Genomic DNA, 24,614 nt, shown 5'->3' with positions numbered 1-24,614 from the left:
GAGCCGATATGGACAGAGAAGCCGTCAAGGAGGAGACGATACGCCTTGTGAAGATGTACGTTCCCGAGCTGCAAGACATGGAGCTTACCGAGGATTCGGTGGTCAACAAAGACATGGGCATCGATTCGATGAACTTCATATTGGTCGTTTGCCAGCTGGAGGAGCATTTCAACGTCCGTATTCCGCATGAGGAATGGGATACGTTCAAGACTCTGGGCGAACTTGTGGATGCCGTGATCCGCTACGAGGGCACGGGTGCGGAGGCAGAAGGCTAGGCATGGAGTATTTCGAGCAGACGCACACCGTTCTGAGCTCGGACGTTGACGGCAGGCGCAAGGTCCCGATCTCCGGAATCCTGCGCCTGTTCCAAGAGCTGACCATCGCATTCACCGAATCGGCCGGGGTCACGCGTAGGGAAACGCTCGATAGGGGGTTGCTCTGGGTGATCTCACGCCAGGAGCTTTCCATGCGACAGCTGCCGGCGTACGGGGAGAAGCTGACGCTGCGCTGCAAGGCGGCGAAGACCCTGGATGTCTTCTTCCCCCGGCACTACCGTCTGACCGGCGACTGCGGTGCGGAAGTCTCTGGATCTGCTCTGTGGCTCCTGATCGACGAGGCCACGCGCAAGCCGGTTTATCCGCGCGATCGGGGCATCCAGCTTCAAGAGAGCTCGGGAACACGGGGCCTCATGCTCCCGCGACCCGTCTCCATGCCGAAGCGCGAATCCGATCGGAAAGCGCGGGAGGATCGCATGCGGACTTGCCGCGTTACCGTGCCCCGGCATCTTGCGGATATCAACGGGCATATGGGGAACGCGGGGTATTTCGACCTGGTTGAGGAGTTTCTGACCGAAGACGAATACCGGGACATGCCGTTTGGCGGTGTGCGCGTCGAGTACCTGCAGGAAGTGGCGCCGGGGACGCCCTTGGACGTCGTCTGCATCCGCGACGGGGGAGATGTCTACTTCGAAGGCGACTTGGCCCGGGGCGAAGAAGATCCCATCGCTTTCCGCATCGCGTACCTGCGCGAATCCTGCGAGGCATCGTGACGGAACGGAAATCGCCCCCTGGACGGATTTGATCCAGAGGGCGATTGCGCGGCCATTCCGCGAGCCGATCGGGTGTCTATCCTTCCAGTGCCGCCAGCTCCTCTTCCAGCGCGGCGATCTTAGCATCGGCCGCAGCCTGCTGCTTGGCTGCCTTCTCCTTGATCTCCTCGATGGCGCGCGGGATGCGATCGCGGTAGTAATCCCTGTCGATGCTCCATGGACCGTCTTTGGGCGGCCAGGCGGGATCGGCCATCTTGGCGGGGCGCACCTCGTTCACCGCGGGGTTGTAGCGCCCGTCGCGCACATGCGTGGAGTCGATCTTGTCCTGAACCTCGTCGGGCTCGTAGTGGTACATGCCGAAGATCTTGCGATACGTCTTCACGTGACGGTGCACGGGCATGGTGCCCTCAGCGCATTTCTTGGTGTACTCCATCTGCCAGCGCTGCATGGCGGTTCCGCATTTCAGGATGGTGTTTTTCAGCAGGAAGCGCGTGGGCGCGTTGGTGGTGCCGTAGTACTTCCAGTGGCACAGAAAACGCGTCTTGCCGCCTTCCAGGGGAACGAAGTACCAACCCCAGATGAAGTTCATGTCATCTACCGCGCCGCCGGCAATGGCATACGCGCCACGTGAATGTGGGGGATGCTTGATGTCGGAAAAGCCCAGGATGTACTTGTCAGCGACCACGTCGGCTGCTTCGTTGCCCATACCGGATCGGTCCCATTCCATGAAGTCGCCGGGCATGAAGCTGTCGGGCTGCTGCCATTCCTCGCACAGCTCATAGCGGTTGTAAATGCTCATATGGCCGAACCAACGCTCCAGTAATTCGCTGGAAAGGCTGCCGGATTTCGTGCCGCCCCATTGATAGATCCAGGGGTACACCTTCTCTACCGGCGCATCGATCGTGATGCCAGCGGTGACCGTTTCCACCAGCTCAGGGTCGAAGCGTTCCATCAGCTCGTCGCCGGGGAATGCGAGTTTCTGCTCCTCTTCGGGGGAATAGCACCCCTTGCCCCACACGTAGAAACAATGCACGCCGACCATCGCGACGATGGCGATGATGACGATCACCAGCAGGATGATGCCGATGACGTTGAGAATTCCCATCAAGATATCCATGTTTCCTCCTTGTATCCCGGGCCTCGCGGCCCGTTTCCGCCGTGTCTTATGAGGCCGCCGATGCCGGGCGGCCACCTACTGGGCGATCTCGTCGAGCAGCTCCATGCCCTTGCGCCAATTGCTGCGCACCGCTTCCAGCGCGGACCCTTCGTCACGCGCTTCGAGCGCATCCATCACCCCGCGCACGTCCTCGGCGAGCTGCCCCACATGCGTGAGTCCGATATAGCGTTCCCACAAGAATTCGCTTGCCGACTTGAACGAGTGATAGACGAGCGGCATGATCATGTTCTGCGAGATGACCGTGAGCTCGTGATAGAAAAGGAAGACGGCCTGCGCCTCCTCTTCCGCCGTGGCAGCTTCGAGCGCCTGTTCGAGGTAGGTGCGAAGAGAGGTGATCTCGGCATCCTTCGCACGTTCGATGACGAGGCGAACCGCGAGTTCGTCCAATGCCCAACGCACTTGGAAAAGCGATTCCACCTCTTCGCGCCGCATCAGGCAGCCGTTGTAGCGCATGATGGCGTCAAGGGTTTCGACCGATCCTTTGCGCCGATAATCGCTCACGAACGTCCCCTGGCGGGGTTTGACCTCAACGAAGCCCATCGATTCGAGCTTGCCGATACCTGCCGAAACCACCGGACGGCTTATGCCCATCATCTCGCACAGGCTGCGGCTCGAAGGGAGCTTTTCGCCCGTCGCAAGCTCGCCCGATAGGATCATCCCTTCGATTTGCTCGATGAATTTATCGGTGAGCGAGTCGCTCTTGATTTTCTGAAAACCCATTGCCACTTCCAAAGAACAAATTAAATGTCATTGGTATTACCACTTAATCAGTATACCATTTATACGAAGAAATACGAGATAAATAATGATAAAATTCTGTTGATTTCACGTACATAAACGGTTAATATCTTGGTATTACCAGATTGTGAATATCTGGAACCGCTTTCTCGGAGAGGAGAATGAAATGGCGGACATGAATGAGCGCATTGCAATCCTTGGCGGTGGCCCGGCTGGCTTGTCTGCAGGTATGTACCTGGAGCAGAAGGGCTATCACGACTATACGATCTTCGAAAGGGAAGATCATGTGGGCGGAAAATGCCATTCGCCCGAATTCAAGGGCCGCCGCTACGAGATGGGCGCCATCATGGGCGTTCCGTCCTACTATGCCGTCCACGACGTGGAAGAATTCTGCGGCATCACCCACGATGGCCCGAAGCTGAACCGCAACTACAAGGATGGCAAGGGCAAGGTCATCGATCCCTTCGACCCCAAGAAGAACCCGCTGAAGGTCCCGCGCCTGCTGAAGATGCGCAATCAGATGAAGGAGTTCGGCGAAATCCTCTCGACGAAATATAAGGGGTACGATGTGAACGGGCACCGCGGCGTTGCGCAGGGCCGCTACGAGGGCGATGCCGTCACGCCGGAGCGCGAGCATGTGGAGGGCGAGAATCCCAATCTGAAGGACCTGGCGCTCCCGTTCCGGGAATTCTGCAAGAAGAACGGCGTCGAGCTGGTGGAAGACGTCTGGATTGGGCCCTTCACGGCGTTCGGGTACGGTTATTTCGATGAGATCCCCGCCGCCTACGTGCTCAAGTACCTGGATTTCCAAACCACGATGAACTTCGTGAATGTGAACCTGTGGACATGGAAAGACGGCACGCAGTCGATATGGGAGCATCTGAACAGTAAATTGGAGCACGGCGCGCGCCTGAATTCCGATATCACCAAGGTGGAGCGCCGAAACGGCAAGGTGCTCATCACCGTGAACGGAGAAGTCGAGGAATTCGACAAGGTCATCATCACGTCGCCGCTGCAGTATATGGCTGATTATTTCGACGCAACCCCGGAGGAGAAGGATCACTTCTCCAAGATCGAATACGAGCGCTACGATGTCCTCGCCTTCACCACCAAGCCCGAAGAGCATCCCGAAATCTCCTATTACATCTTCGACAATATGGACGAGAAGCGTTACGGCCATCTGATGGTGTACTACAACAGGTGGCGTGACGATGACGCGCAGATGCTCACGACTTACGCGTTGCGCACCCATACCGGGGACCCGGAAATCGACTACGGCACCTGCAGGGAAATGGTTCTGGGCGACCTGAAGGTCATGGGGAACCCGGCGGAAAAGGTTCACCTGGAGAAGGATTGGTACTACTTCCCGCATGTCGATTCCGAAACCTACGCTTCCGGTTGGTACGACGAGGTGGAGGCAATACAGGGCAGCCTGAACACCTTCTACGCCGGCGAGGTCATGAGCTTTGGCGACATGGATGAGACCGCCGAGTACTCGCGCGAACTCGTGGAGCGCTTCTTCTAGGGAAGCACTGATTACCTCCGCCTTGGCTGGGGACGGCGGGCTGGGTGCCGGAGCGGCAAAAGCCGAGCGAGCGCAGGCGTACGCGAACGGGGATCGAGCCGCTCCGGCGCCAGCATGTCGTTCTCGGGCTGGCGGAATTCATCAGCGGTTCCCCTAGACGTACTGATCAACCTTATGGGCGATAAACGACCGCGCGGGATCCGGTGGCATGATCAGAGGCCTTGAAGGCGATTGATTAGAGCCGGTGCCCGGATCCCGCGACGGCCAGCTGGGAGGCCATGCGCAGCCCTCTCGGAGGAGCATTTCAGGGGGAACCATCAATTTATACGAACGTTCAACCCTCTGCCCAATTTAAATAATGTGACAAAGTCTACGGTTGCCTGTCACCGATTTCGTTCCAGGAATCCAGAAGCTCGATATAGCCTGCCGCACTCAGACGTTTAGTAGGTGATTTTCTGAACGCTTTCTCGTCGCGGGAAATGATGTAGGAGACTCTGTCGTTTTCTGCACACGCTCGAATGAGGCCGTCCTCGAAGTCAGGTTCGTTCGAAAGCGCCGATTGCAGGCAGATCGCCCTGTCGATCGCGCAGATGTCGAACACTTCCATCAGCGCAAGGATATAGGCGCGAGCATCAATTTCGCCCATGTATTTCGACAGCACATAATAGACGTCCTTGCAGGATGTCGCAGCCATTATCGCCTGAGTATCTCCGGCCTCAACCTCGTCGAGCAGCTGCAGCGCCGCGATGTGATCCGGACGGTTCTGCATTGCCATATCGAGAATGATATTGGTGTCGACGAGTACGCGCTTATGCATAGCGGCTCGCAATCAACTCTTCAATTTGCTCGTCCGACATCGATCCGATAGCGGGGTCTCCCCGACCTGAAAGAGCGCTTGACCCATGTTTGCCTGCAAGATTTCGCAATACAGCAAAGGCGGAAGGATTCTTGCGGGTTGGCTGGAGATCGGGAAGCGCGTTGTGCTCGCAGATGTAATCAACCAGAGCGGTACTGCAAAACTGTCCGAAGGTCATTTGAGCGTCACGCTTGGTTGCAGCATTCGCCAACTTCAGCTTCTCTGCATCGGCTCTTCCCGAGAATGTCTTCGTCGGCATGGTTTCTCCCTTCCATCGAAACTATCATAGCCGAACGCAGCAATAATGTAAACATGTAAACAAACTTAACGATTGAAGAAATCCCCAAGCTTTGCTTGGGGTGCGATAGCGGGTTTACCAGGTTCTTAATGTGACGGAATCCCCGCTTTGCAATAGGGAATGCTGCAGAGACCAGCCTGAGCATCTCCGGCAAAGCGGGGAGATGAACAACAACGAGGGTTTGGCTCATGCGAAGCAGGATTGCATGTGCCGCATCGTGTTCATGCCGTACTCCCGTGAGGCTAGAGATGAAAAGTCACCTCCGATCGGGCTCAAGAACCACTTTTTTTGTGATTAGGATAACCTAATCACCAATTCCCAAGGAAATTGCTATACTTTCGAATGGGTAAGGGATACCTAACGAAAGGTTACACATGCAATACAATGTCAAAAAGGCAGGGTCCTCTATGCAGGCCGGACGACTGCTTGGCAGGAGGGCGTTCGTGGCCGGTGCGGGAATCGCGCTTGCAACGGGTGCCGCCATGCTTTCCGGTTGCAGCGGGGGGTCGAAAAGCGACTCCGGTTCCAATGCGTCGTCATCCGAGGCGAAAAAATCGGTCGAAATCACCGACCAGTTGGGGAAGACCATAGCGTTCGACACGATTCCGACTCGCGTCGCCACAACCATCATCCCGTTCCCCTCCATCTACTACGCCATCATGGGGGATACCGATACGCTTATCGGCGCGAACCCCGCTTCGATGCCCGCATACGAGAACAGCGTGTTGAAGTCCATGTATCCGACATTGGCAGGCGTGAATACGGATTGGTGCGCACGTGATTTCACCGTCAACGTCGAGCAGCTCCTCTCGCTCAAGCCGGATGTCGTGTTCCAATGGACGAGCCAGCCGGACAGCATCAAAGCCATGGAAGATGCCGGTCTTAAGGTGGTTGCCCTGAAATATGGCACGGTAGACGATTTGGAGACGTGGATCCGCCTGCTGGGCCGGCTGTTCGACAAGGACGACCGTGCCGATTTCATCGTCGACTATTTCTTCAAGCAGGTTGACGAGGTGTCTTCGCGTACAAGCGGTCTGGGTCCCGAGCAACGTCCGACTTCCATCCATCTTTCCGAAAATCTGACGGTGAACGGTTCCGGCTTCACCCCCTATTGGATGGACAAGAGCGGCGCGAACGATCCTGCTGCCGATATGCAGCAGCAGAGCGTGAAAGTCGATATGGAGCAGATCATCTCCTGGAATCCCGATTATGTGTTCGTGGGGAATTTCACGGGGATCAAAGCGTCGGACGTGCTTCAGAACAAGTTGGACGGGCAAGACTGGTCGCAGATCAAAGCCGTCCAAAATAACAACGTGTACAAAATCCCGATAGGCGGTTACCGTTGGGATCCGCCTTGCGTGGAGACCCCGCTCATGATCAAGTGGCTGGCGAAAGTGCAGCATGCCGATTTGTTCGAGGATATGGACATGAAAGCGGAGGTAAGCACATTCTACAGCGATGTCTACGGATACGGCCTTTCCGACGATGAGCTCTCACGCATGCTCGATCATACTCAGGACTAAAGAAGCGGAGCAATGAAGAAAATCGCAATCTACGGAAAGGGCGGCATCGGCAAATCGACGGTGACTTCCACCCTTTCCGCCTGCTTGGCCGATGAGGGGTATCGGGTGATGCAGATCGGATGCGATCCCAAGGCGGATTCGACGTTCAACCTGCTCGGTGGGCGAAGCATCATGCCCGTGATGGATGTCCTTCTGGAAAACAACGGGGTGTGCCCCAGCCTCGATTCGATTGTCTCGGAGGGATACAAGGGCATTGCCTGCGTCGAGGCGGGCGGCCCGACCCCGGGAAGCGGATGCGCCGGTCGCGGCATCGTGAAAACGTTCGATACGCTGGAAGAGTTCGACGCGTTCGGGACGTACGATCCGGATTTCGTGTTCTTCGATGTGCTGGGGGACGTTGTGTGCGGGGGTTTCGCGACGCCGATCCGTGCTGGTTACGCCGATGAGGTCATCATCGTCACCTCGGGTGAGAAGATGGCGATGTACGCCGCCGCCAATATCAAGCGCGCCCTCGATAATTTCGCATCACGAGGATACGCCAAGCTCCGCGGGATGATTGTGAATTGTCGCAACGTTCCGGACGAGATAAAGATCGTGGAGGAATTTTCAAAAAGAATCGAAGCGCCCATCATCGGCATCGTTCCCCGCGATGCGCATATCCAGCAAGCGGAGGATGCCGGCATGACCGTCGAGCAGCTTGATTCGGGTCTCGAGATATCGAATATCTTCAAGGGCATTGCGCGCCAGCTGGTCGATGAAGTGGAGGCCGCCGATGCGGTGCGGGCGTGATGTGACGGCGTCCGGCGTTTTGACGCGGGTCGATACCGCAGATGAGGCGGAGGACGTGGCGATCCCCATCGGCAGGCTTCGGTCGATGGGCGCTGTTTCCGGCGGGGCCGATGCATCGGCTGATGGGACGCAGGTCGTCGGCCTCCCCATTGGCGAAAACTGTCTCACCCCGAAAGGGTTCGCCCGTTTCGTGGCGCCCTGCGCCGGAGGGTGGGGCATAGCCCGCGGCGCCATGCAGGTCCCCGAGACGGTCATGCTGTTCACATCCCCGCTCGGATGCGGGAGGCATGGGTCGATGGCCGCCTATATGCATGGCTACAGGGACAGGATGTACTATCTCGATGCGACCGAAGAGGATCTGGTCATGGGCGCGCATATGGACCATGTCGAAGAGGCTGTGGCCCGCATCATGGAGATGCGCAAACCCGCCCCCCGGGCCTTCTATCTGTTCAGCACATGCGTGGACGATTTGCTCGGGTCGGACTATCGGTCGGTGTGCGCCAAGCTGGAACGACGATACGGCATCCCCTTCGTCGACGGGCACATGGATCCGATCTCGATGACGTCCAGCACGCCCCCGCCGGTCAACCTGCAACGGAGCATCTACCGGTTCTTGCAGAAGGCCGGGAAGATCCCCGCGAAGCGGGGCGAGGCGAACATCATCGGGGGGTTTGCCCCCGTCATGGGCGGAAGCGAATTGCACGCCCTGCTTGCGAGCGCCGGCTACCATACGGTGCGGCAGATGACCGCATGCAAAACATTTGACGAATTCTGCCTGATGAGAGGGGCTTCATTCAATATCCTTCTAAAGCCGTTCGGGCGTTTGGCGTGCGAGGACATGAGGAGGGGGCTCGGCATCCCATGGTTTCTCACGGGAATGCCCATCGACCCCGACCATGTCGCCCGCATGTACGAGGGGCTCGGAGAATCGCTGGGTGCCGAAATCGACTGCAAGGAATACGAACTGCGCGCCCGCCAGGCGCTTGATGATGCGGCTCCGTGGATGGCCGGCTTGGACATCGCCGTTGGGTCCAGCTTAAACGGCTCGACATTCGAAATCGCCGCCGTCCTCGCCCGCGCGGGGGCGAATATCTCGTTCTTGATAGCCGAGGAGCTTTCGGAGTCCGATGCGCCGTTCATCGACTACCTCGGACGGGTTGATCCCGCTATACCCGTTTACCCAGGCACCCATCCGGGCATGTCGCTCGTCGCCGGCGCGCCCCGTGCCACCGATGTCGCCATCGGCTTCGACGTGGCCCGCCTTGCCCCAGAGGCGGCCGTTGTCGAATGGGGCGTCGACAGGCAGCCGTTCGGTTTCCAGGCATTGGAATACCTCCTGCGGTCCGTCCACGACGCGCTTTCATCGAAACGCGACGCCAAAGAGCTCATGTATTCAAAGGGCCTGGTCGTATGACCGCTCCGGGAGGGGATAGGACGATGCGGGATATCGAGAAGTCGGATCGTTTCCATGCGGTGCTCCCCACGTTTGCGGGAGACTACTCAGGCGCATGCTCGGCTCTCTTCGAACTGGACGGGACGCTGATATTCCACGATCCGGCGGGATGCACGGGTAATTTCGTGGCATACGACGAGCCGCGCGCATACGACAGCCATGCGCGCATTTTCACGTCTGCGCTCGATGATATGCAAGCGTTGTTCGGCAAAGACGATTTGCTCGTCCATGCTGTCGAACGCACGCAAGAGGCGGTCGGCGGAAGGTTCATCGCGCTGGTGGGGTCTCCGAATCCGATGGTTCTGGGAACCGATTTGCAGGCAATCGGACGCGAGTTGGAACGTAAGCTCGGCGTGCCCGTTCTCGCTGTCGATACCACGGGGACGCGCTATTACGATGTGGGTGTGGAGATGGCCCTCCTGCAGCTTGCACGCGACGTGGTGTTCGCCGGATGCGGCTTCGAGGCCGATGCCGCGCGGGCGGCGCGTTCCGTGAATCTCCTGGGCGCGACGCCCCTCGACCTGCAAGGCCAATCGAATATCGAGGCGGCATCGTCATTGCTGGAAAGCGCCGGCTGGGATGTGGAGACTTGCTGGTGCATGGGTTCTGATCTCGATGAGCTGGCTCAGGCGCTTCGCGCGAGCTGTAATGTCGTGGTGTCCTCGAGCGGCCTGAAGTTGGCCCGATGGATGGAGCGCAGGTTCGGGATACCGTATGCTTGGGCGTCGCTTTCAGGCGAGATGCCGGTGCAAGCGTTCTCCAACCTCATGGAAATGCGCATCGAGGGGGAAACCGAGGCATCTCGCATATCGCTCGAAACCGCTCCCGACGGTGGAGGAAAAGCGCTCGTGATAGGCGAGCAGGTGATGGCGGAGGGCATGCGCCAGTCCCTGATGTCCGACGAGGGGTGCGCGCGGGTCGATATCGCGACGTTTTTCGGCTGGGATGCCGCTGACGCTCTTCCCGGAGATCCTGGGCACATCAGCGAGTTCCGCGCCTTGGAGCTCGTGTCCTCGGGAGCGTACGATATGGTGGTCGCCGACGGATTGCTTGAGGAATTCGCCCATCCGGATACCCGCTTCATCCCAATGCCCCATCTTGCGGTTTCGAGCCGGCTTTCCTGGGAGGACGATGCCTGCCCCTACGGGCGGGGGTTCCTTCGCGCGCTGCATGGCTCCCGACCTGGAAGGCAGACGGCATGAGGAATGCCGTGATGAAGGCATCGGGGGCCGCTCCGATCGGCGCCCAAGGCGATTCCAAGGCCGCCCGCATGGAGTCTGCCGCATGGAAACGCGGTTTCGCATTGATCGGCATGGTCGCCGCGCTTGCCGTATCGTTCGTCGTCTCGCTCTGCCTGGGGAGGTACGGGCTCTCGCCCGTAGAAGTGGTGAACGTTCTGCTCAATGCCCTCTCGGGGGCATCGCAGCCCGACGCGACCGCTGCAAACGTCGTCCTTTCGGTGAGGATGCCGCGTATCCTGATGGGCTTGCTGGTGGGTGCGGCGCTTTCGGTTGCAGGCGCCGCTTATCAAGCGGTGTTCGGCAATCCGTTGGTCAGCTCGGATATACTGGGCGTTTCGTCGGGCGCGAGCTTTGGAGCCGCGCTCGGCATTCTCCTCTTCGGCAGCGCTCTCGCCATCGAGGGATTGTCGCTCGGGTTCGGCTTGGCAGCGGTCGCTTTGGTGATTATGCTCGGACGCGTCCAGCGCAGGACCCAGATTTACATGCTCGTCCTCGCCGGGGTCATCGTATCGGCACTGTTTTCCGCATTGGTGTCCCTCATCAAATACGTGAGCGATCCCTACGACAAGCTGCCTGCAATCACCACCTGGCTGATGGGGTCTATGGCCTCGTCATCGTTTTCCGACGTTGCCGTCGTTGCCGGGGTGGTGCTGCCTTGCTGCGCGTTGCTTTGGGGGTTGCGTTGGAAGCTCAACTTGCTCTCGCTGGATGAAGAGGAGGCGGCGTCCCTCGGGGTCGACGTGTCGCGTCTGCGCCTGGTCGTTATCGTCCTGGCGACGCTCATGACGGCGGTCACGGTTTCGCTCTGCGGGGTGATCGGCTGGATAGGCCTGGTGATCCCCCATGTGGGGCGCATGCTGGTCGGAAACGACCATCGGGTGCTGGTTCCTGCTTCAGTGCTGCTCGGAAGCTCGTACTTGCTGATCATCGATGATATCGCCCGCATCGCAAGCGGCGCCGAGATTCCGCTGTCCATCCTGACGGCCATCATCGGGGCGCCGTTCTTCGCTTGGATCTTACGGAAGACAGGAGGTTCTTCGGAATGAGAATTGAAGTGCGAAACGGCTCGTTCGGGTACCGCGGCCGCCTGCTGTACGACCATTTCGATTTGGCGGTCCGCGAGAACAAGGTTCTCACGATCCTCGGTCCGAATGGGGTGGGGAAGACCACGCTGCTCAAATGCATCATGGGGTTCTTGCCATGGCGAACCGGCGGAACCTACTTGAACGGACGTGAGCTTTCGACCTGTAGGCATCGCGATGTATGGACCCATATCAGCTACGTGCCGCAGGCGAAACAGAGTCCCTTCGCGTTCAGCGTCCTCGATACCGTCGTCATGGGCCTGAATGCGGAGAAGAGGCTGTTCTCCAGTCCCGTCAAAGAGGATTACGAACGGGCGCAGGCAACTCTCGACTGGTTGGATTTGGGCAGCATAGCGCATTGCAGTTGCAACCGCATCAGCGGAGGCCAGCTGCAGATGGTTTTGATCGCCCGAGCGCTTGTGAGCGAGCCCGAGGTTTTGATTCTGGACGAACCGGAATCGAACCTCGACATGTGCAACCAATTGCGCGTGCTGTCCGCAATCCAGCGAATAGCGGAGCGAGGGACGACAACATGCGTGATCAACACGCATTTCCCCGACCATGCCCTTATGATCTCGGATGACACGCTCTTTCTCGGCGAAGGCGGCGTGCGCGAGTTCGGGTCGACGTCGGAAGTGATCACCGAGGAGAACATCGAACGTTTTTACCGCGTTCGCGCTCGCGTCGTATCCGTCGATCTGGATTCCGACATCGCGCATACGGTGTTCCCCTATCGCCTCGCATACGCATGAAAGCGGGGCGGTGGGAACCTGCTTGCCGTCCGAGGGCTAACCGGGCGAGCTACATTTCCTCCAGGTGCTTCTTCAGCGCGTCGAAGGTTTTGTCCGAGATATAGTGCTCGACGCGGCAGGCATCGTCCTCGGCGATGTCCGGGTCGACGCCGATCTTCTCGAAGAAGCTCGTGAGAAGCAGGTGCCGCTCGTAGATATGACCCGCGATCTCCTGACCCTGCTCGGTGAGCACGATGTTGCCCGAATTCTCGACCGTAACGTATCCCGCGTCGCGCAACTTGCCCATCCACTCGCTGATGGTCGGCTTCGAGTAGCCCATGCGCTGGGCGATGTCGACGGCGCGCACGTGCCCGTTCTTCAGATGCAGCACGTGGATCGTCTCGAGGTACATTTCAGCGGATTCATGAAGCACAAGAGCCATGTTTTGCCATCCTTTGCGTAGGAGCGAAAATGCACGTGTCCCATTCTACTTCATTGCCCGAAAAGTGAAAGCGCCCGAAAGCGGAAGTCCGCAGGCTCATGCGGTAGCTGCATAGCCCAAGTATAATAGAAAAAATTAGATGTACCTAACTATAGGAAGCCCTCTGGCCTGCGATTTTGCAGATGTCGGAATGGTGACGTTTAGTTCATTAAATCCTACTTACATGCTAGGATATTCCGTGAACTACACGAGAAGGGCCGGAGGCCCGCCGGGGCATGCGACCCGGGTACATAAGGGGGCGTACGCGATGAAGGACGCGTTGCTATCCGTGACCGGCTTGAGCGCCGGTGCAGGCGATAAGAAGATTCTGCACGATATCGATCTTGCGGTAGAACCCGGAACCACCCATGTGCTCATGGGACCCAACGGGGCGGGCAAGAGCACGCTCGGCCAGGTGATCATGGGAAACCCCGCCTATACCCGAACGGCTGGCAGCATAGAGCTCGCCGGCGAGGACATCACGGAGAGAAGCGTGCCTGAGCGCGCCCGCGCCGGCCTGTTCATGAGCTTCCAGGCGCCTGTGGAGGTGCCCGGCGTGCCGCTGAGCAGCTTCTTGCGCGCCATCGCCGCCCAGCATGAGGAACGGCTCAACCTGCGCGGCAAGCGGTATAAGAAGCGCGTTGCCGAGATCATGGAGCAGCTGAGCATGGACCCGTCGTATCTGAGCCGCGAGCTGAACGTGGGGTTTTCCGGCGGCGAGAAGAAGAAGGTCGAGATGCTGCAGCTGCTGCTGCTTCAGCCCAAGCTCGCCATCCTCGACGAAACGGATAGCGGGCTTGACGTGGATGCGCTCAACGTGGTGTCGCGCGCCATCGCCGTCTACCGCGCGGAATGCGACGGCACCATACTGCTGATCACCCACAACACGCGCATCCTCGAGCACCTGCCGGTCGACCGCACCCATGTGATGGTGCGCGGCCATCTGGCGGCAGAGAGCGATGCCTCCATGATCGCCGACATCGATGCCAACGGGTTCGAGCAGTTCGAGGTTTTCGAAGACGAACCCGCCGAAGCGCCCGCCGCGAATGGCGAAGGCGAATCGTCCTCGTTCGATGCGTCGGCGGTGCTCGCCCGCGCGGAAGCGGCGCTCGCATCCGCGGAGGCGCGGTAATGGCTTCCGAGCAGCAGGTGGTCGAGGTCGATCGCAGCCTGTACGACTTCGTGAAGAGCGAAGAGGGCTACGAGCGCCTCGATGAAGGCCTGACCCCCGAAATCGTACGAGAGATATCCGCTCGCAAGGACGAGCCCCAATGGATGCTCGACCTGCGGTTGAGCTCCCTTGAGATCTACCATTCCCTGCCCGTTCCCGATTGGGGACCCAGCATCGACGGATTGGACATGGACCATATCGTCACCTACGTGAAGCCCCCGACCGAGCAGAAGAGCGACTGGGACAGCGTGCCCGAGGACATCAAGGACACGTTCGAGCGCTTGGGCATCCCCCAGGCGGAGCGAGCCTATCTCGCCGGCGTGGGCGCGCAGTACGACAGCGAACTCGTGTACCACAACATCCAAGATCAGGCGTCCAAGCAAGGCGTCGTCTACAGCGGCATCGAGGAAGCGCTGCACGACGAGCGTTGGGAGCCGCTCATCCGCGAGCATTTCATGAAGCTGATCACGCCCGACGACCACAAGTTCGCCGCCCTGCACGGCGCAGTGTGGAGCGGCGGCTCCTTCGTCTACGTGCCCCGCGGCGTGAAGGTGGACTTTCCCCTGCAGAGCTACTTCCGCCTGAACGCCAAGGGCGCGGGGCAGTTCGAGCACACGCTCATCATCGTGGAGGACGGAGCCGACCTGCACTTCATCGAAGGGTGCAGCGCACCGAAGTACAACGTCGCCAACCTGCACGCCGGAGCCGTCGAGCTCTTCGTGGGCAAGAACGCGCACCTGCGGTACTCCACCATCGAGAATTGGTCGAAGAACATGTACAACCTGAACACCAAGCGGGCGGTCTGCGATGCCGGCGCCAGCGTCGAATGGGTGTCAGGCAGCTTCGGAAGCCACGTAGGCTACCTGTACCCCATGAGCATCCTCGCAGGCGAGGGAAGCTCGTGCGAATTCACGGGCATCACGTTCGCCGGGGCGACGCAGAACCTGGACACCGGCTGCAAGGTGGTGCTGGACGCGCCGAACACCAGCACGCATATCGATACGAAGGGCATCAGCAAGGGAGGCGGCATCCAGACGTTCCGCAGCAGCGTGTTGGTGACGGAGCGCGCGGAGAATTCCGACGTGTACGTGAGCTGCCAGAATCTGATGTTGGACGACCAAAGCCGTTCCGACACGATCCCCGCCATGGACGTGCGCGCCCACAACGTGGATGTGGGGCACGAGGCGAGCATCGGGCGCATCGGCGACGACATGATGTTCTACCTGATGAGCCGTGGAATAGCCGAGCAAGAGGCCAGCACGATGATCGTGAACGGCTTCGCGAACCCGGTGAGCAAGGAACTGCCGCTGGAGTACGCGGTGGAGATGAACAACCTCATCAAGTTGGAGATGGAAGGCATGGAAGGGGCGATCGGCTAATGGCTACTCTCGCGTTGAACCGCCCGCCGGCCATCACCTGGCATAAACTGAATATCAACGAGGTCGAAGTAGAAATCGCGGACCTGCCGTTGGCGCAGGGGGCGCATATTTCGGAGTTGCAAGCTGCGGGCGATCCGGGGGCCCCGTCGGGGACACCCCGTTTCGCTGCTCGCTTCGGAGAGTCCAACGGACTCTCCGAACCTCGTGCGCTGCACTGCTTCATGCAATCACTGGGAATTTTCGCGAACAGCGAAAATTCGGCGCCATTGGGGATGGCGCCGGCGGATGGTGTTCAGAGGGTCCCCGACGGGGCCCCCGGATCGCCCGCATCCTCCGACGTGCGCCGCTCCGCTGCTCGCCTGGCTTCGGGGAAGCCGGACTCGGGCGCTCCGCTGCCTCATGCATCCATGGAGCGGATTCCTTTGGAATCCGCAGATGAATTTGGCGTTCAGATGACCTCGGAGGGGAGCCTTGAGGGATCCGAATCTGCTTGGGAGGCGGAGATCTCGAATGTCGGGCTTTCATCGGCGCTCGCCGATCTGGGGGAAGGGCCTGACTGGTTGCTGGCGCATGCCTCGCAGCGCGTCATCGCTACCGGCGATGCCGTCGTAGACATCACCGCTCAGGATGGGAAAACCGTCGTTGCGGTGGTGGATGTGGATCCCGGCGAGGGTGGGCGCGCCCATGTGGTCGTACACACCGATTCGCCCGATGGGGGAGCCGGTATGGCGGGCGTGCTCGTTCGCGTGCATGCCGCCGCCTACGCGCAGGTGGAGGTCGAGCTTCTGCAGACCCTGGGAAAAGGGTTCACCTACCTCGAATGCGTCGCCATAGACGAGGACGACGATGCGCGGGTGACGATTCGCCAGACCGTGCTCGGCGCGGGCGCGAGCTACGTCGGCCTTGCCAGCAACCTGGAAGGATTCCGCGCTCGGAATGGGATCGACGTGCATTATGCGGGACTCGGCTCCTCGGTGCTCGATTTCAACTATGCGATGCGGCAGCGCGGTGCTCAGACGCAGGTCGAGTTCGATGCCCAAGGCGTGCTGACCGACTCCTCCAGGAAGACGCTGCGCGATACCATCGACCTGATTCGCGGCTGCAAAGGCGCCAAGGGCCGCGAGCAGGAGACGGTCCTGCTCGCCAACGACGGCGTTCGCAACAAGAGCCTGCCGGTGATCCTCTGCACCGAAGACGATGTCCAGGGCGACCATGGCGCCACCATCGGCCATGTCGAACCCGAGCAGCTCCACTATCTGAATTCACGGGGCTTGAACCAAGAGCAGGTGGAGGCCCTGTTCGTGGGAGCGGTGTTCGATTACGCTTTGGCGCATGCCCTCACCCCCCGCAGCCGCGCCGCCATCGAACGTTTGAAAAACGTGCACGCGGGGATGGTCCCCGCCCGAGAAGGAGAAGAATAGCCATGGCACCCGTACCAACCGCCGTGAAGGCAACTGCGGAGCAAATCCGCAGCGTCAACCTATCGTCGAATCCCTTCAAAAAGGACTTCCCGCTGCTCGCTCGGAATCCCGGGCTCACCTTCCTGGACAGCGCCGCTACCGCGCAGCGCCCGCAGGTCGTGCTGGATGCGATGCGCGATTTCTACATCAACCTGAACAGCAACCCCCTACGCGGGCTGTACAGGCTGTCGGTGGAGGCCACCGAGGCCATCGACCGCGTGCGCAGGCGCGTGGCCAGCTTCATCGGCGCGCCGATGGCGAACGAGGTCGTCTTCACCCGCAACGCGACCGAAAGCCTGAACATCATGGCGGCGACGGTAGGCGGCAAGCTCATCGGCCCGGGGGACGAGGTCTGCATCTCCATCATGGAGCATCACAGCAATCTGATTCCCTGGCAGCAGCTATGCAAGCGCACCGGTGCCACGCTGGTGTACCTGCGTCCGGATGACGATTGCAAGATCACGCGGGAGGAATACGAATCCAAGATCAACCAGCGGACGCGCATCGTCTCGATCGCCCAGGTGAGCAATGTCCTGGGCGTGGAGAATCCCGTGAGGGAGATCGCCGCCTGGGCGCATCAATTCGGCGCGCTCGTGGTGGTGGACGGCGCTCAGAGCGCGCCGCATATGGCGGTGAACGTGCAGGAGCTGGGGTGCGACGCTTTCGCATTCAGCGGCCATAAGCTGTTCGGCCCGATGGGCGTGGGCGTCCTGTGGGCGAAGCACCAGGTCCTTGAGCGTATGGACTCGTTTCTGACCGGGGGGGAGATGATCGACTGGGTGACCGAGACCGATTTCGGCGCCGCCCCCATCCCTCAGAAATTCGAAGCGGGCACACAGGATGCCGCGGGCATCGCGGGCCTGGGCGCGGCAATAACGTACATCAACTCAATCGGGTATGAGACGTTAGAGGCGCGCGAGAGGGCGCTGGTGGCGGAGACCGCGCGGCGCCTGCAGGAACTTCCCTTCATCCGGCTGATCGGCCCGGCCGATCCCGCCGATCACGTGGCGGTCGTCTCATTCAACATCTGCGGCGTCCATCCGCACGATGTGGCGAGCATCCTCGATTCGCAGGATATCGCCATACGCGCCGGCCATCATTGCGCTCAACCCCTGCTGACGTCGCTGGGCGTGGAGAGCTGCTGCCGCGCGAGCGTGGCCCTGTACAACGATCAAAACGACATCGATAAGCTGGTGGACGGCCTCCAGAAGGTATGGGAGATTTTCAATGGCGCTTTCTGATATCTACAGCGCGGCGCTCATGGAGCACAACGCGCATCCCGATTACAAATACGATTTGCACGATGCCACTTGCGAGCACGAGGGAGTGAACCCCAGCTGCGGCGATTCGATCACGCTGAAGTTGAAGGTTGAGGACGGCGTGGTGGAGGAGGCGGCGTTCACCGGGCACGGCTGCGCGGTGAGCCAGGCATCGACCGACCTGATGGCTGATTTGGTCACCGATGAGACGGTCGACCGAGCACGCTATCTGTGCCAGGTATTCCTGCGTATGATCCGCGGCGAGGCGGGCGAGGATGAGATCGCCGAGCTGGGCGATGCAGCCCAACTGAAGAGCACCAGCCTGATGCCCGCGCGCGTGAAGTGCGCCGAACTCGGCTGGCGCACCTGCCTTACCATGCTCGATGAGCAGTTGGCGGACGCGCGGTAGCATTCCGATCGCCACGGTTGTCGAGTTCCCCTCCCTTTCATGGTTGGATGCCGACAGGGATCATGCGCTTGATGGCGCAGTTGATCTGGTGGACGAGGTTTTGGGTGATCTGGCAGCCTCGCACGAACCGATCCCCGTCCCGTTTTCCGAGAGGTCTTTTTCCGGAAGATTCCAAGTCAGGCTTACGCCGGAAAAGCATCGCACCCTCGCGATAGAAGCTGCCGAGCAAGGCGTTTCCTCGAACAGATTGATAGCGTCCCGGGTATAGCGGATTTGCGTTTGCGTTTCCGCTGTCATCATCGCTCGAAACCGCATACCAGTTGCCAAGACCTGCTTATGTGATAAAATAGAACAAAAGTTCGTGTATGAAGGTAGGTCCGATGGCGCAGCATATCATCATGGGCATCGATCCCGGCCTGGCGCATACCGGTTGGGGGATCGTCCGCCAAGAGGGCGTTCGACTGGAGTGCCTGGCGTACGGGTGCGTCACCACGAATCCCGGACAGGCGCTTCCCGATCGGCTGAATAAGATCTTCGAGCAGGTCGGCGCCGTGATCGAGCGCTTCGAACCCGAAAGCCTGGGCATCGAGACGGTCTGGTTCGGCGAGAACGTGACCGCCGCCTTCGGCACGGGGCAGGCGCGCGGGGCGGCGTTGGTCGCCTGCGCCCGCGGCGGGCTGAACGTGGGGGAATACACGCCCACGGAGATCAAGGCCGCCGTCGTGGGCAACGGCACGGCGGACAAGGCCCAGATCGGCTATATGGTCACGCAGATCCTAGGGTTGGAAAGCACCCCTTGGCCGGACCATGCCGCCGATGCGCTCGCTGCCGCCATTTGCTACACCACGCACCAGAGCGTTCTCGCGGAAGGGAGCATCGCCTAGATGATCGCGTTTGTGAAGGGCGTGCTCGCCGCTCGGTTGGAGGATTCGGCCGTCATCGAGGTCGGGGGCTTAGGGATGCAGGTGGGGATGTCCGCCAGCTCGCTTTCCGCCCTGCCCGAAGCGGGAGAGCACGTGCAAGTCCATACGTATTTGCAGGTGCGGGAAGATGCGCTCACCCTGTACGGGTTCGCCACACTGGAAGAGAAAAGGCTGTTCGAACGCCTTATCAGCGTGTCCGGCGTCGGTCCGAGGGTGGCGTTGTCCGCGCTCTCGTCGTACACCCCCGATGCGTTGTCGCATGCTATCATGGCAGGCGACGCGACCGCGGTCGCGCGCATTCCGGGAATCGGCAAGAAGACGGCGCAACGCATCATATTGGAGCTCCAAGGCACCCTTGCCAAGGATGCTGCTCCTATGGAAGCCGCGGGCACGGGCGAATCCGCTGCTGCCAAGCAGGCGACCGAGGACCTTCTGGCCATGGGCTTCACTTCGGCCGAAGCGGAGCTCGCCCTCAAGGACGCCCCCGCCGATGCCACGGAACGCGCGCTGCTGCAGTACGCGCTCAAACGGCTGGGTGCATAAGGGCGGGCTATGGGCGTTCAAATCGAAGGCATGATGTACGATGCGTCGGCGCAGCCGGCGGATGGCACGGCGTTGGGCGAAAGCGGCTTTGGCGGCGCCAATCCGCGCGAACGCCTCACGCAGGCGGAGCTTGCCGAAGACGACCTGGCCCTCGATCGCAGCCTGCGCCCCAAGCGATTGGCGGACTACATCGGCCAGGAACGCGTCAAGGAATCGCTGGGCATCATCATCGAGGCCGCCAAGCAACGGGGCGACGTCGTCGACCATGTCCTGTTCAGCGGCCCTCCGGGTTTGGGCAAGACAACGTTGGCGACGGTGGTCGCCAACGAGATGGGCGCTCGCATCAAGACCACCAGCGGCCCCGCTATCGCCCGCACGGGCGATTTGGCTGCGATCCTCACCAATCTCGAGGATGGGGACGTGCTCTTCATCGACGAGATCCACCGCATGAACCGCATGGTGGAAGAGGTGCTGTACCCCGCTCTCGAGGATTTCGTGCTGGATATCGTGGTGGGCAAGGGCCCCGCTGCCCGTTCCATTCGCCTGGACCTTCCCAAGTTCACCCTCATCGGCGCCACGACGCGCACCGGATTGCTCACCGGCCCGTTGCGTGACCGGTTCGGCGTCGCATTCCGCCTGAATTACTACACGCCGGGCGAATTGGCGGATATCGTCAACCGTTCGGCGGCGCTGTTAGATGTGCCGGTGACACGCGACGGCGCGTTGGAGATCGCGCGCCGCAGCCGCGGCACGCCGCGTTTGGCGAACCGCCTGCTGAAGCGCGTGCGCGACTGGTCGCAGGTGAAGGCGGACGGACGAATCGACGAGGATACGGCTGCCCGGGCGCTTGAGTTCTACGAGGTCGATTCGCTCGGGTTGGACGCGGTGGACAATCGCATACTGGGGCTGCTCTGCAAGCAATTCGGTGGAAGGCCGGTCGGCCTCACCACGTTGGCGTCCGCCTTGTCGGAGGACCCCGATTCCCTGGAAGACGTCTACGAGCCGTACCTGATGCAGCAGGGACTCCTTATACGCACGCCCAAGGGCCGTCAGGCGACCGAGCGGGCGTTCGACCATATGGGAATCCCGTATACTGCTGCTGATTGAGGCGCATCGTCTCAATGCGTTTGCGATGCGGTCGGGCGTTCCCGCGTCGCACTGGATAGGAGCCGTGTATGTTCGAGCAAGATTACCTTATGCGCATGATCCTGCAGCTCATCGAAGCCATCAATCGCAGCATGGAACGTGCGCGGGGCGAGCGGGGCACCGGTGCCGCCGCGGAGCTTTTGGATGAGGCGATCGGGGCCGCGACGGAAATCGACGGGGAAGTGCTGCTGAACCTGGCTCCCGCTTCGATCGCGGACATCCTCTCGGTTTCGGGCACCGACCCTGCGGTCATCGAATACGTCGCGCATTCCCTCAACCTTTCCTCCCAGTATTGGCGCGAGGCGGGCGATGCGCGGAAAGCCGATTTGAGGGCGGCGCAGGCCGATGCCCTCGCCCGTTCGTACGGCTTCGAGATTCAAGGGGACGTTGCCCCGGATGCGGCGATGCGTGCTTTCCTGGAATCCCGTCAGACGGAGAAGATCTAGGGAACCGCTGATGAATTCCGCCAGCCCGAGGACGGCATGCTGAGTGCCGGAGCGGCTCGATCCCCGTTCGCGCACGTCAGCGCGCCCGCTCGCCTTCCGCCGCCCTGGCACTCAGCCCGCCGCCCCCGGCCAAGGCGGAATCCATCAGTGCCTCCCTAGGCGGAGAGCGCCCGCGCGGCGATCCCCAATACGGCGATGTGCAGGGGGTAGTATGCGTAGAAGAAGTACTTGAGCGGATAGCCGCGCTCGCCGTTGTAACGTGCCAGCAAAGGCGCTGCGGCCATGTTCGCGCAGGCGTAGGCGATCGACGGAATCGCATCGGCCGATTCCTCCGCGAGCTCCTGCAGCCCGTATGCCCCCGCGACGACGGCAACGACGGCAAGGGGCAGGTACACGGCTCCAGGCCGTCCTTCAAACCGTTTGAACAGATACATTGCCAGGACGCCTATCACGCCCCAGTCGCAGAAGAGCGTCGCAAGTGCGAGCAGCGCCACCGCCCCGGTGAGAAGCCAGCGGTTTTCCACCGCATCGTCCAGCCGGAAAGCCAGGAGCCCAGCGAGCAATGTGAACATGACGTTGCCCTCGTGCCCGAGGAAGAGCCAGAAGGGGATTTCCGAGATCAGGGCGAAGACGAGCAGCCGCAGCGCGTAGCTCTTCACGCTGCGCGTATGCCGGTATCCCACGAGGACGAGGTAGGCCATGATCGGGAAGGTGAATCCTCCCACTCCGATGAGCATGCAGTACGCCTCAAAGGGGAGTTGGCCGTTGAAGATGTAACCCGCATGGTTGCATGTCATGGTGACGATGGCGAGCATCTTCAGGAAAAAGGAATCCACGCCGCGTCCACCGCTCCGCTCCGCCATGCGCCCACTCCCTTTCATCCGGCCGGCTGCGATTATACTGTCGCCATGATGCTGAGGAATTTGAGCACATCCCATCCCCTTGCATTCACCACGACGGCGCTCGTCGCGGTGCTGGCCCTCTACGCCTCGTTTCCCTCGAACGGATACTGGGCATCCCTGGGCGCAACGGGAGCGGCGGCGCTGGTTTCGACCGGTCTTTGGCGGGCGATGCGGCCGGGGTCATCGCCGAGCGGGGCGTTGCCTTTTGAAGTTGGTCGAGGGAAGTCCGGAGATCCCAAGTCAGTAGGTCTGACCGTCTGCGTTCTTCTCGCAACCGCGGCATGCGCGAGCTGTGTGCGGGGGATGGCCGGTGCTTCGGCGCTGGAGTCGGTGGGCGGAAGCCCGGCCTCACCCGAGGGGGCGGGTCTTTTCTTCGGGATATTAGCGCTTGCGGTGCTCGCATGCGCGACGGGGGCGTTCGAAGAAGCGCTGTTTCGGGGCGTCGTGCAGACGGGATTCGCGCGCGCGGGAAATCAAGCAGGATCGGGGAACGCCCTATTGAAAGGCGTTCTCGCGACGAGCCTGCTATTCGCCCTGCTTCATGCTTCCGGGGTGGTCGAGGCCCAATATGCCATGCCTCGGAACGCACTGTGGTTTGCCGTGCTCGCCAAAACCGTAACCGCATTCGGGTTTTCCGTGGCGATGGGCTTCCTGTATGCCGCGACCGGGCGCCTGGCGGTGCCGATAGCCGTACACGCCGTTTTCGATATTATCGATACGCTGCCGACGCTTTTTTCCACGGGCGGGGCGTCGATGGGCGGTGTGGCGCTTGCGGGAGCGGGCGCGGTCTCGACGGTGATGGTCGCCTTAGGGTGCATGGTTGTCGCGGCATACTGCATGCATCGTCTGCGAGATTGCCAGGGTGCGTGAGGCCCTCTGGATCGCATGGCGGCTAAAAGGCTACCCGGGCGTGGGCCTTTCGAACATCGTCGTTGAGGGTTCGCGACCCTATCTGCCGGAATAGCATGGCACATCCATTCGATTGGGGCCTGCCCTGCACGCAGCGCCCCGTTGCCCATTGCCCTGAGCTGCCAAGGCTATGCGCTTCCGACTCGATGCTGCAGCATGGCGCATCCATCTGCTTTTTCGAACGCCGAAGCGCGGTATCGCGAATCACGTGGGAGAATTCATCGAGTGTCCATCGGGCGCATTGTCCGCAGCGCGCACTGCCTCTGCCGTATTCGCGGCGATTCGAATCCTGATGCGGAAAGCGTGCTAGCATAGAACAGTCCGAACGGGGTGCCGCGCGAGGCTCCGAGGCGATGCGAGGAGGTCCGATGAAGCTGCTATTGCACGCGTGTTGCGGGCCGTGCTCGTTGGAACCGGTCCGGCTGCTCGTCCAGGCGGGGCACGACATAACCATCGCCTTCTCGAATTCCAACATCCAACCGCGAGCGGAGTACGACCGCAGGCTGGACACGCTGCTGGAATGGGCGGGGGAGCAGGGCATTCCCGTCGTCGATTTCCCCTACGACGACAAGGCATGGAGCCGCCTTCCTGGCGAGGAGCATCGATCCGGAGCCCTGCGCGAAAATCGCTGCCGCGCCTGCTATCGCATGCGATTGGAGGAAGCTGCCGCCTACGCGTCGAGGCATGGCTTCGAGGGGATTTCCACCACGCTCGCGGTGAGCCCCTATCAGCTCTCCGAGGTATGCCACGAGGAGCTGGAACGTGCGGCCGAAGCGCACGGGCTTGTTTGCGTATGGGAAGATTTCCGCCCCTATTACCCCCAGGCCACGCGGAGGAGCCGCGAGGCGGGCATGTACCGCCAGAATTATTGCGGGTGCTTGGTCAGCAAGGCGGAAGCCGATGCGGAACGACAAGAGCGGAAACGCGAGCGTGCCGCCCGGGCGGCGGAGCGCGAGGCGGCAGAAGCCCCCTTGCGCGAGGATCGCAAGCGCAAACGGGAAGCTTACGAGGCGAGGCAGCGCGCCAAGCACGATGCCCGCAAACGCTTCCGCGAGCAATCCCGCAATTCCGCTGATCAACCTTATGAGCGATAAACGACCGCGCAGGATCCGATGGCATGATCAG

At 60.8% G+C, this 24,614-nt stretch carries 27 protein-coding genes; 21 read left to right on the top strand and 6 right to left on the bottom strand.

Annotated features, from left to right (window positions below):
* Positions 1-8: 8 nt before the first annotated feature.
* Both NOV21_RS00690 and NOV21_RS00685 read left to right on the top strand, forming a co-directional pair.
* On the top strand, positions 9-275 hold the full coding sequence (locus NOV21_RS00690; protein ID WP_283169722.1) for a phosphopantetheine-binding protein: 267 nt from the start codon (positions 9-11) through the stop codon (positions 273-275).
* A 2-nt stretch (positions 276-277) separates the two neighbouring features.
* A complete protein-coding gene (locus NOV21_RS00685; RefSeq protein WP_283169721.1) occupies positions 278-1,048 on the top strand; it encodes an acyl-[acyl-carrier-protein] thioesterase in 771 nt (256 codons plus the stop codon).
* A 76-nt stretch (positions 1,049-1,124) separates the two neighbouring features.
* Here the strand turns inward: NOV21_RS00685 and NOV21_RS00680 are convergent, their stop codons facing one another.
* Entirely contained in the window at positions 1,125-2,165 is a 1,041-nt protein-coding gene (locus NOV21_RS00680; protein WP_283169720.1) for a hypothetical protein, read from the bottom strand.
* Between the two features lie 75 nt (positions 2,166-2,240).
* A complete protein-coding gene (locus NOV21_RS00675; RefSeq protein WP_283169719.1) occupies positions 2,241-2,945 on the bottom strand; it encodes a FadR/GntR family transcriptional regulator in 705 nt (234 codons plus the stop codon).
* Between the two features lie 184 nt (positions 2,946-3,129).
* Here NOV21_RS00675 and NOV21_RS00670 point away from each other — a divergent pair, with 184 nt between their 5' ends.
* The gene (locus NOV21_RS00670; protein WP_283169718.1) at positions 3,130-4,488 is read left to right on the top strand and encodes an FAD-dependent oxidoreductase; all 1,359 of its coding nucleotides are present in this window, start codon (positions 3,130-3,132) and stop codon (positions 4,486-4,488) included.
* A gap of 370 nt (positions 4,489-4,858) precedes the next feature.
* Here NOV21_RS00670 and NOV21_RS00665 read toward each other — a convergent pair whose 3' ends face one another.
* On the bottom strand, positions 4,859-5,305 hold the full coding sequence (locus NOV21_RS00665) for a PIN domain-containing protein (protein ID WP_283169717.1): 447 nt from the start codon (positions 5,303-5,305) through the stop codon (positions 4,859-4,861).
* Entirely contained in the window at positions 5,298-5,603 is a 306-nt protein-coding gene (locus NOV21_RS00660) for a hypothetical protein (protein WP_283169716.1), read from the bottom strand. The genes NOV21_RS00665 and NOV21_RS00660 overlap by 8 nt, the downstream gene beginning before the upstream one ends.
* A 446-nt stretch (positions 5,604-6,049) precedes the next feature.
* Between NOV21_RS00660 and NOV21_RS00655 the strand changes: the two genes are divergently transcribed.
* The 6 genes from NOV21_RS00655 to NOV21_RS00630 are packed head-to-tail and all read left to right on the top strand — an operon-like array spanning position 6,050 to position 12,482.
* Positions 6,050-7,165 carry an ABC transporter substrate-binding protein gene (locus tag NOV21_RS00655; protein WP_283169715.1) on the top strand — a complete coding sequence of 372 codons (1,116 nt, stop codon included), beginning with the start codon at positions 6,050-6,052 and terminating at the stop codon, positions 7,163-7,165.
* 12 nt (positions 7,166-7,177) lie between these two features.
* On the top strand, positions 7,178-7,954 hold the full coding sequence (locus tag NOV21_RS00650; RefSeq protein ID WP_283169714.1) for a nucleotide-binding protein: 777 nt from the start codon (positions 7,178-7,180) through the stop codon (positions 7,952-7,954).
* Positions 7,938-9,368 (top strand): nitrogenase component 1, encoded by a 1,431-nt coding sequence (locus tag NOV21_RS00645; protein ID WP_283169713.1) that lies wholly within the window; start codon positions 7,938-7,940, stop codon positions 9,366-9,368. The genes NOV21_RS00650 and NOV21_RS00645 overlap by 17 nt, the downstream gene beginning before the upstream one ends.
* A 23-nt stretch (positions 9,369-9,391) precedes the next feature.
* The gene (locus NOV21_RS00640) at positions 9,392-10,609 is read left to right on the top strand and encodes a nitrogenase component 1 (protein WP_283169712.1); all 1,218 of its coding nucleotides are present in this window, start codon (positions 9,392-9,394) and stop codon (positions 10,607-10,609) included.
* Positions 10,606-11,694, top strand: coding sequence for a FecCD family ABC transporter permease (locus NOV21_RS00635; RefSeq protein WP_283169711.1), 1,089 nt, complete (start codon positions 10,606-10,608; stop codon positions 11,692-11,694). The genes NOV21_RS00640 and NOV21_RS00635 overlap by 4 nt, the downstream gene beginning before the upstream one ends.
* Positions 11,691-12,482 (top strand): ABC transporter ATP-binding protein, encoded by a 792-nt coding sequence (locus NOV21_RS00630; protein WP_283169710.1) that lies wholly within the window; start codon positions 11,691-11,693, stop codon positions 12,480-12,482. The genes NOV21_RS00635 and NOV21_RS00630 overlap by 4 nt, the downstream gene beginning before the upstream one ends.
* Positions 12,483-12,531: 49 nt before the next feature.
* On the opposite strand, the gene NOV21_RS00625 is transcribed toward NOV21_RS00630, so the two are convergent.
* Positions 12,532-12,903 carry a metal-dependent transcriptional regulator gene (locus NOV21_RS00625; protein ID WP_283169709.1) on the bottom strand — a complete coding sequence of 124 codons (372 nt, stop codon included), beginning with the start codon at positions 12,901-12,903 and terminating at the stop codon, positions 12,532-12,534.
* Positions 12,904-13,210: 307 nt separating this feature from the next.
* On the opposite strand from NOV21_RS00625, the gene sufC reads away from it, so the two are divergent.
* The 10 genes from sufC (at position 13,211) to NOV21_RS00575 (ending at position 21,678) form a co-directional block, all read left to right on the top strand.
* Positions 13,211-14,074, top strand: coding sequence for a Fe-S cluster assembly ATPase SufC (sufC, locus tag NOV21_RS00620; RefSeq protein ID WP_283169708.1), 864 nt, complete (start codon positions 13,211-13,213; stop codon positions 14,072-14,074).
* On the top strand, positions 14,074-15,492 hold the full coding sequence (sufB, locus tag NOV21_RS00615) for a Fe-S cluster assembly protein SufB (RefSeq protein WP_283169707.1): 1,419 nt from the start codon (positions 14,074-14,076) through the stop codon (positions 15,490-15,492). The genes sufC and sufB overlap by 1 nt, the downstream gene beginning before the upstream one ends.
* Before the next feature lie 422 nt (positions 15,493-15,914).
* The gene (locus NOV21_RS00610; protein ID WP_283169706.1) at positions 15,915-16,913 is read left to right on the top strand and encodes a SufB/SufD family protein; all 999 of its coding nucleotides are present in this window, start codon (positions 15,915-15,917) and stop codon (positions 16,911-16,913) included.
* Between the two features lie 2 nt (positions 16,914-16,915).
* On the top strand, positions 16,916-18,193 hold the full coding sequence (locus NOV21_RS00605; RefSeq protein WP_283169705.1) for an aminotransferase class V-fold PLP-dependent enzyme: 1,278 nt from the start codon (positions 16,916-16,918) through the stop codon (positions 18,191-18,193).
* Positions 18,180-18,620, top strand: coding sequence for a Fe-S cluster assembly sulfur transfer protein SufU (sufU, locus tag NOV21_RS00600; RefSeq protein WP_283169704.1), 441 nt, complete (start codon positions 18,180-18,182; stop codon positions 18,618-18,620). Before NOV21_RS00605 ends, sufU begins: the two co-directional genes overlap by 14 nt.
* Complete coding sequence (locus NOV21_RS00595) at positions 18,595-18,888, top strand: toxin-antitoxin system HicB family antitoxin (RefSeq protein ID WP_283169703.1); 294 nt, start codon at positions 18,595-18,597, stop codon at positions 18,886-18,888. The genes sufU and NOV21_RS00595 overlap by 26 nt, the downstream gene beginning before the upstream one ends.
* A 112-nt stretch (positions 18,889-19,000) precedes the next feature.
* Positions 19,001-19,504 (top strand): crossover junction endodeoxyribonuclease RuvC, encoded by a 504-nt coding sequence (ruvC, locus tag NOV21_RS00590; protein WP_283169702.1) that lies wholly within the window; start codon positions 19,001-19,003, stop codon positions 19,502-19,504.
* A complete protein-coding gene (ruvA, locus tag NOV21_RS00585; RefSeq protein WP_283169701.1) occupies positions 19,505-20,086 on the top strand; it encodes a Holliday junction branch migration protein RuvA in 582 nt (193 codons plus the stop codon). It abuts the gene before it with no gap.
* A 9-nt stretch (positions 20,087-20,095) separates the two neighbouring features.
* The gene (gene ruvB / locus NOV21_RS00580; protein ID WP_283169700.1) at positions 20,096-21,193 is read left to right on the top strand and encodes a Holliday junction branch migration DNA helicase RuvB; all 1,098 of its coding nucleotides are present in this window, start codon (positions 20,096-20,098) and stop codon (positions 21,191-21,193) included.
* Between the two features lie 68 nt (positions 21,194-21,261).
* Complete coding sequence (locus NOV21_RS00575) at positions 21,262-21,678, top strand: hypothetical protein (protein WP_283169699.1); 417 nt, start codon at positions 21,262-21,264, stop codon at positions 21,676-21,678.
* A gap of 155 nt (positions 21,679-21,833) precedes the next feature.
* Here NOV21_RS00575 and NOV21_RS00570 read toward each other — a convergent pair whose 3' ends face one another.
* A complete protein-coding gene (locus NOV21_RS00570; protein ID WP_283169698.1) occupies positions 21,834-22,541 on the bottom strand; it encodes a TraX family protein in 708 nt (235 codons plus the stop codon).
* Between the two features lie 60 nt (positions 22,542-22,601).
* Between NOV21_RS00570 and NOV21_RS00565 the strand changes: the two genes are divergently transcribed.
* Together NOV21_RS00565 and NOV21_RS00560 are read left to right on the top strand one after the other, a co-directional pair.
* Entirely contained in the window at positions 22,602-23,450 is an 849-nt protein-coding gene (locus NOV21_RS00565) for a CPBP family intramembrane glutamic endopeptidase (RefSeq protein ID WP_283169697.1), read from the top strand.
* Between the two features lie 407 nt (positions 23,451-23,857).
* Complete coding sequence (locus NOV21_RS00560) at positions 23,858-24,583, top strand: epoxyqueuosine reductase QueH (RefSeq protein ID WP_283169696.1); 726 nt, start codon at positions 23,858-23,860, stop codon at positions 24,581-24,583.
* The last annotated feature ends 31 nt before the right edge of the window (positions 24,584-24,614 follow it).

Source organism: Curtanaerobium respiraculi (genome assembly GCF_024609215.1).
Lineage (GTDB): Bacteria > Actinomycetota > Coriobacteriia > Coriobacteriales > Eggerthellaceae > Curtanaerobium > Curtanaerobium respiraculi.
Note: the sequence above shows the minus strand (reverse complement) of the source record. Positions and strands in the feature narration are given on the sequence as shown.

Bases quoted from the DNA above. Each gene is read 5' to 3' on its own strand.
- NOV21_RS00690 (WP_283169722.1), top strand. From the start codon at position 9: ATGGACAGAGAAGCCGTCAAGGAGGAGACGATACGCCTTGTGAAGATG.
- NOV21_RS00685 (WP_283169721.1), top strand. From the start codon at position 278: ATGGAGTATTTCGAGCAGACGCACACCGTTCTGAGCTCGGACGTTGAC.
- NOV21_RS00680 (WP_283169720.1), bottom strand. From the start codon at position 2,165: ATGGATATCTTGATGGGAATTCTCAACGTCATCGGCATCATCCTGCTG.
- NOV21_RS00675 (WP_283169719.1), bottom strand. From the start codon at position 2,945: ATGGGTTTTCAGAAAATCAAGAGCGACTCGCTCACCGATAAATTCATC.
- NOV21_RS00670 (WP_283169718.1), top strand. From the start codon at position 3,130: ATGGCGGACATGAATGAGCGCATTGCAATCCTTGGCGGTGGCCCGGCT.
- NOV21_RS00665 (WP_283169717.1), bottom strand. From the start codon at position 5,305: ATGCATAAGCGCGTACTCGTCGACACCAATATCATTCTCGATATGGCA.
- NOV21_RS00660 (WP_283169716.1), bottom strand. From the start codon at position 5,603: ATGCCGACGAAGACATTCTCGGGAAGAGCCGATGCAGAGAAGCTGAAG.
- NOV21_RS00655 (WP_283169715.1), top strand. From the start codon at position 6,050: ATGCAGGCCGGACGACTGCTTGGCAGGAGGGCGTTCGTGGCCGGTGCG.
- NOV21_RS00650 (WP_283169714.1), top strand. From the start codon at position 7,178: ATGAAGAAAATCGCAATCTACGGAAAGGGCGGCATCGGCAAATCGACG.
- NOV21_RS00645 (WP_283169713.1), top strand. From the start codon at position 7,938: ATGCGGTGCGGGCGTGATGTGACGGCGTCCGGCGTTTTGACGCGGGTC.
- NOV21_RS00640 (WP_283169712.1), top strand. From the start codon at position 9,392: ATGCGGGATATCGAGAAGTCGGATCGTTTCCATGCGGTGCTCCCCACG.
- NOV21_RS00635 (WP_283169711.1), top strand. From the start codon at position 10,606: ATGAGGAATGCCGTGATGAAGGCATCGGGGGCCGCTCCGATCGGCGCC.
- NOV21_RS00630 (WP_283169710.1), top strand. From the start codon at position 11,691: ATGAGAATTGAAGTGCGAAACGGCTCGTTCGGGTACCGCGGCCGCCTG.
- NOV21_RS00625 (WP_283169709.1), bottom strand. From the start codon at position 12,903: ATGGCTCTTGTGCTTCATGAATCCGCTGAAATGTACCTCGAGACGATC.
- sufC (WP_283169708.1), top strand. From the start codon at position 13,211: ATGAAGGACGCGTTGCTATCCGTGACCGGCTTGAGCGCCGGTGCAGGC.
- sufB (WP_283169707.1), top strand. From the start codon at position 14,074: ATGGCTTCCGAGCAGCAGGTGGTCGAGGTCGATCGCAGCCTGTACGAC.
- NOV21_RS00605 (WP_283169705.1), top strand. From the start codon at position 16,916: ATGGCACCCGTACCAACCGCCGTGAAGGCAACTGCGGAGCAAATCCGC.
- sufU (WP_283169704.1), top strand. From the start codon at position 18,180: ATGGCGCTTTCTGATATCTACAGCGCGGCGCTCATGGAGCACAACGCG.
- NOV21_RS00595 (WP_283169703.1), top strand. From the start codon at position 18,595: ATGAGCAGTTGGCGGACGCGCGGTAGCATTCCGATCGCCACGGTTGTC.
- ruvC (WP_283169702.1), top strand. From the start codon at position 19,001: ATGGCGCAGCATATCATCATGGGCATCGATCCCGGCCTGGCGCATACC.
- ruvA (WP_283169701.1), top strand. From the start codon at position 19,505: ATGATCGCGTTTGTGAAGGGCGTGCTCGCCGCTCGGTTGGAGGATTCG.
- ruvB (WP_283169700.1), top strand. From the start codon at position 20,096: ATGGGCGTTCAAATCGAAGGCATGATGTACGATGCGTCGGCGCAGCCG.
- NOV21_RS00575 (WP_283169699.1), top strand. From the start codon at position 21,262: ATGTTCGAGCAAGATTACCTTATGCGCATGATCCTGCAGCTCATCGAA.
- NOV21_RS00570 (WP_283169698.1), bottom strand. From the start codon at position 22,541: ATGGCGGAGCGGAGCGGTGGACGCGGCGTGGATTCCTTTTTCCTGAAG.
- NOV21_RS00560 (WP_283169696.1), top strand. From the start codon at position 23,858: ATGAAGCTGCTATTGCACGCGTGTTGCGGGCCGTGCTCGTTGGAACCG.